We start from the raw sequence: 423 nt of genomic DNA, 5'->3' as shown, positions 1-423 counted from the left end.
ACACCGCCACGCTGACCAACCCAGCTGGCACCGAAATGAAGGTGACCCTGAGCAACGGTGAAACCATCACCATTGCCAAGGGCCAGTCCGAAGGCAGCATTACCGTTCCTGCACCGGCTAACACCGTGTACGTCGACGCCGGTAATGTCAGCGTGACTGTGACCGGCACCACCGGTGGCGATTTCGAGCAGCTGAATGTCAGCTCGACTCCAGCAGTCACTTCGGTGACCGACACCATCGACACTTCGACCGTCACGCTGACCGCCTCGCCAAGCGTGACCGAAGGCGGCACTGTCGTTTACACCGCGACCGTTACAGCGCCGGTAACTGGCGCTCCGCTGGTGGTTTCGCTGGCTAACGGCCAAACCATCACCATCGCCGTGGGCGATAGCTCCGGTTCGGTCAACTTCGTTGCGCCGAACA

Annotated in this window: 1 protein-coding gene; it reads left to right on the top strand. The window is 61.0% G+C overall.

The genetic code is table 11. The annotated features are described in order from the left end of the window. Positions 1–35: 35 nt before the first annotated feature. The coding region (locus F3J44_RS29470; protein ID WP_167278013.1) for an immunoglobulin-like domain-containing protein at positions 36–423 on the top strand (388 nt) is incomplete at its 3' end.

Origin of the sequence: Pantoea sp. Tr-811 (assembly GCF_011752535.1) — a bacterium.
Lineage (GTDB): Bacteria > Pseudomonadota > Gammaproteobacteria > Pseudomonadales > Pseudomonadaceae > Aquipseudomonas.
Note: the sequence above shows the minus strand (reverse complement) of the source record. Positions and strands in the feature narration are given on the sequence as shown.